The following is a 4,759-nucleotide window of genomic DNA, read 5'->3' on the forward strand; positions in this document are numbered from 1 at the left end:
CAGCCCGGCATCGCGCGCGGGCCGGGCCTGCTCCTCTTCCAGCTCCTCCAGCAGCTCGGTGCTCACCTCCGAGAAGTTGTTGACGAAGTTGAGCGGGTTCTGAATCTCGTGGGCGATGCCCGCCGTCAGCTCGCCCAGGCTGGCCATCTTCTCCTTCTGAATGAGCTGGGCCTGGGTGGCGCGCAGCTCGCGTAATGAAGCATCGAGCTGGTCGCGCTGGCTCTGCAGGTCGTGCTTCTGGCTCGTGACGGCTTCGTTGAGGCGGTTAAGCTCCTCGTTGGCCCGCTGCTTCTGGCGATTGGCGCGCCAGAGCACGAAGCCCAGGCCGGCCAGCAGAGCCAGCCCCGCCAGCGTGGCGCCCAGCACCAAGCGCTGGCGCCGGGCCCGAGCGGCGTCCTGCACCTGGGTCAGGCGCAGGCCCTGGATGCGCGCCTGCTGGGCCTGGTCGGCGCGCTCGGCCTCGTAGCCGGCCACGTGAAAGGCGCCCTGCTGAGTGCTGAGCGAGTCGGCCAGGGCCAGGCCGAGGCGGGCGTAGCGGCCGGCGGGCACCGGCTGCCCGCGCTGGGCATAAAAGTCGGCCAGCCCGCGCAGATAGGCCAGGCGCTGCGGCACGAGCCTGGCCGCGCGGGCTTTCTCGTAGGCGGCCAGCCAGGCTGCTTCGGCGCGGGCCGGCTCGCCGTGGGCAGCGTAGTAGCGCGCCTGGGTTGCGTCCAGCTCGACAATGCCGCCGGGGCTGTTGATGATGCCCAGCGCCAGCGAATCGGCCAGCTGCCGCGCCCGTGCCAGCAGCAGCCCGGCCTCGGCGACACGTCCCATATCGAGCAGCACCGCGCTTTTGTTCACCAACCCGTAGGCTCGGTTTTGTGGTGCCAGGCTGGCATAGCGGCGGGTCGTATCGGCCGCTATGCCGGCCAGGGCCTGGTTGGCGGAGCGCAGGGCCGCGGGGTAGTCGTGCAGCTGGCGGTAGGCTTTGGCCATGCCCCAGTAGGTGTAAGCGTTTTTATCGAAGCCCAAGCGCCGGGGCAAAGCAGCCCCCACGGCCAGCGCCTGCCGCGAAAAGTGCAGGGCCTTGGCCGGGTTGCCCCAGTCGGCGTAAAAGCTGCCCACGACTTTTAGCTCGTTTTCCTGCTCATACCGGTTGAACAGCCGGTAGGCATCGGCCGCGCGCAGGTAGTGGCTGATGCCCTGGTTGTAGTCGCCCTGGAGCGCGTAAGGGCTTCCGAGATAATGGTGACAAACGGCGCGGTTCACCGGGCTGCCTGGGGCCTGGTACTGGGTCAGCTTGCGCTCGAAGTAGGCAATCTGGGTCGCCCACTGGTTGAGTTGGCGGAAGAGAGAACCAACACTCTCTAGTACCGTCGGCGCGGGCCGGCCCGCGCGGTCGAAGGCCTCCACGACTGCCTGGGCGCTGTCGAGCCCCTGCGCGGGTGGCGCGTCGGTTTTGGCTAGTTGATAAAGCGCGTATTCCAGGCGGAAAGCGCGGGCATCGGGCCGCCGCAGCCGCCGCGTGAGCTGCATCAGCTCCTGGCTCAGTGTGTCAAGCTCAGCCTGTGACCGATAACCTCCTATGTCGTGGATATGCAGCAGCGTGCGCAGGCGAGCCGTGTCGGCGCGTTGCGTAGCCAGCACCCGCCGTAGCGAGTCGCCGTCGGCCTCCCAGTAGCGGTGGGCGGCCGTGGTTTGGGCGGCCAGCGGGCCACTAAGCAGGATTAAGAGCAGCAGCAGCCAGCCCCGGCGGGGGCGCAGCAAATGATTTAGCAGAAAAAAAGGCACGGCTAAGCAGGTAAGATGATGAGGAATTCGGTGGAATCGCCCGGGGTGGAGTGCACGCTGAGCGTGCCGCCGTGGCCTTTGGTGATGATGTCGTGGCTCAGCGACAGGCCCAGGCCGGTGCCCTCGCCGGTGGGCTTGGTGGTGAAAAAGGGCTGGAAGATTTTCGCCTGCACCTCCGGGCTGATGCCCGTGCCGTTGTCCGTCACCCGGATGGCCACGTGCCCGTTCACCCGCTCGGTTGAGAGTCTGACGGTGGGCGCGTAGCCCGCCTCGCCCGCTTGCTGGCGCTGCTGCACGGCGTAAAAAGCGTTGCCAAACAGGTTGAGCAGCACCCGGCCCAGGTCGGCGCCCACGGCTTCGACCAGCGGCAGGCCGGGCGCAAAGTCGGTTTCCAGCTTCGCGTTGAAGCTTTTGTCCTTGGCCCGCAGGCCCTGGTAGGCCAGGCGTAAGTACTCCTCGGCCAGGCGGTTGAGGTCGGTCGGGGCCCGCTCGCCGGTGCTCGTGCGCGAGTGCTCCAACATGCCCTTGACGATGGCCGCCGCCCGCCGCCCGTGGTGCGTGATTTTGGTCAGGTTCTGCCGCAAATCGCCCAGCAGCTCGGCTTCCAGCCCGGCATCGCGCGCGGGCCGGGCCTGCTCCTCTTCCAGCTCCTCCAGCAGCTCGGTGCTCACCTCCGAGAAGTTATTCACGAAGTTGAGCGGGTTCTGAATCTCGTGGGCAATGCCCGCCGTCAGCTCGCCCAGGCTGGCCATCTTCTCCTTCTGAATCAGTTGGGCCTGGGTGGTGCGCAGCTTCGTCAAGCTGACATCGAGTTCATCGTGCTGGGTTTGCAGGTCCTGTTTCTGGGCCGTGACCAGGCGCGTGAGGCGTTCGGAGCGCCGGAAGGCGGCGTAGAGCACACCCGCCAGCACCAGCAGCAGCCCTACCCCCGCGCTCACATAGAGTAGTACCCGACGCTGACGCAGGGCCTGGGCGGCGGCCCGCGTTTGCTGCTGGCGCAGGCCGATGAGGCGGGCCTGCTGGGCGCGGTCGGCCTGCGTAAGCTCGTATTGGGCCACGCGGGTGGCGGCCTGCGCCGTGGCGAGCGTGTCGGTCAGGCTCAGCGCGGCTAGGGCATAGGGCGTGGCGCGGGCCGGCTGCCCACGCTGCTGATAGAAGCGGGCCAGCCCCTGCAAGTAAGCCAGGCGCAGAGACTTGCGATTCTCTTGCTGGGCCTGGCGGTAGGCGGCCAGCCAGGCGGCCTCGGCACGCGGATAGTTGCCCGTGGCCGTGTAATAGCGGGCCCAGGTCGCGTTCAACTCGTAGTTTCCCCCAGCCGAGTACAGGGGTAGCCGCAACGAGTCGGCCAGGTGCTGGGCCCGCTGTAACAAGGGGGCAACCGCGGCCACCCGGCCCAGGGCCAATAGCACCGCGCTTTGCTGCACCAGGCCCAAGGCCTGGTCGGCGGCCGCAACCGTGTCGGTAGGCGTGCGGGGGCGCAGGGCAATGGCGGTATAGCGCAGGGCCTCGGGGTAGCGCCCTTGCCGCTGGTAGACGCCGACAATCTTGCGGTTCAGATAGGCCCAGTTACTGGGGCCAGTGCCCGGCCAGCGAACGGCTTGCTGGAGGTAAGGCAAGGCGCGGGCTCCGTTGCCCCACTCAGCGTACGTCCCTCCAATGAGGCCAATCTCGTTGTAATACCAATAATTGGAATAAGTGCGAAACAGCTCGGCGGCCCGCAGTTGGTAGCTGATGCCCTGATTGTAGTCGCCCCGCGCGCTGTAGTGGGCACCCAGGGCGCGGTAGCACATGGCCACGTTCTGCACGGGTCCGTGCTGCTGGTAATAGGCGAGCTGGCGCTGAAAAAACGCCCGTCTGGCTTCCGGCTGCCGTAGCGTTATGTAGCTCCGCGAAATATTATTCAGCAGCAAGGGCTGCGGCACGGGTCCCAGCGCAGCGTAATACGTCAGCGCCGCACGCAGCGTGTCGAGCAGCATTCGCTGGTCCGGCGATGCGGCTTTGGAGAACTGGTTGTAATAGGCGAGCTGGCGCAGCGGCACGCGCTCGGGGTAGTGCAGCTGGTTGGCCAGCGCCAGCGCTTCGGTCAGCAAGGCCGCGTACTGTCGCGTTTCGTTGGCGTTTCGGGTCCCGGTATCCAGCAAGTGCTCCAGGGTTTGCAGGCGCTGCGAGTCCACGCGCTGGCTGGCCAGCACGCGCAGCAGCGAATCGGCCGGGGCGTCCCAGTAGCGGTGGTCGAAGCGGATGGTACGCAACCGGCGCTGGAACTGCACCTTGTCGGCCGGGCTGGGTTGGGCCCGCACGGCGGGGCTCAGCAGGAGCAGCCATAGGGCCAGGCCACCCAGCAGGGGAGGTAGATAAGCGTGCATCGACTAAACGGGGGAAATAGGTAAGCAAATCGTAAACGTGGTGCCTTTTCCTTCTTCGGTTTCGACTTGCAGCGTGCCGTTATGGCCCTTGTTGATGATGTCGTAGCTCAGCGAGAGGCCCAGGCCGGTGCCCTCGCCGGTAGGCTTGGTGGTGAAGAAGGGCTGGAATATCTTGGCCTGCACCTCCGGTGGCATCCCCGTGCCGTTGTCCCTCACCTGGATTTCTACCTGCCCGTTCACCCGTTCGGTCGAGAGGCTGACGGTGGGCGCATAGCCCGCCTCGCCCGCTTGCTGGCGCTGCTGCACGGCGTAAAAAGCGTTGCCGAACAGGTTGAGCAGCACCCGGCCCAGGTCGGCCCCGACGGCTTCGACCAGCGGCAGGCCGGGCGCGAAGTCGGTTTCCAGCTTCGCGTTGAAGCTTTTGTCTTTGGCCCGCAGGCCCTGATAGGCCAGGCGCAGGTACTCCTCGGCCAGGCGGTTGAGGTCGGTCGGGGCCCGCTCGCCGGTGCTGGTGCGCGAGTGCTCCAGCATGCCCTTGACGATGGCCGCCGCCCGCCGCCCGTGGTGCGTGATTTTGGTCAGGTTCTGCCGCAGGTCGCCCAGCAGCTCGGCTTCCAGCC

The 4,759-nt window shown here is 66.9% G+C and carries 2 protein-coding genes and 1 pseudogene; all 3 read right to left on the minus strand.

The features are described 5' to 3' along the window. Positions 1–1,773, minus strand: a pseudogene (locus tag GM79_RS25240) (histidine kinase dimerization/phospho-acceptor domain-containing protein); the annotation flags it as partial. A 2-nt stretch (positions 1,774–1,775) separates the two neighbouring features. Next, positions 1,776–4,139, minus strand: coding sequence for an ATP-binding protein (locus GM79_RS22575; RefSeq protein WP_051718343.1), 2,364 nt, complete (start codon positions 4,137–4,139; stop codon positions 1,776–1,778). Positions 4,140–4,142: 3 nt separating this feature from the next. Further along, the coding region (locus GM79_RS01030) for a sensor histidine kinase (RefSeq protein ID WP_035557807.1) at positions 4,143–4,759 on the minus strand (617 nt) is incomplete at its 5' end.

The organism is Hymenobacter sp. IS2118 (assembly GCF_000715495.1).
GTDB lineage: Bacteria > Bacteroidota > Bacteroidia > Cytophagales > Hymenobacteraceae > Hymenobacter.

Bases quoted from the DNA above. Each gene is read 5' to 3' on its own strand.
- GM79_RS22575 (WP_051718343.1), bottom strand. From the start codon at position 4,139: ATGCACGCTTATCTACCTCCCCTGCTGGGTGGCCTGGCCCTATGGCTG.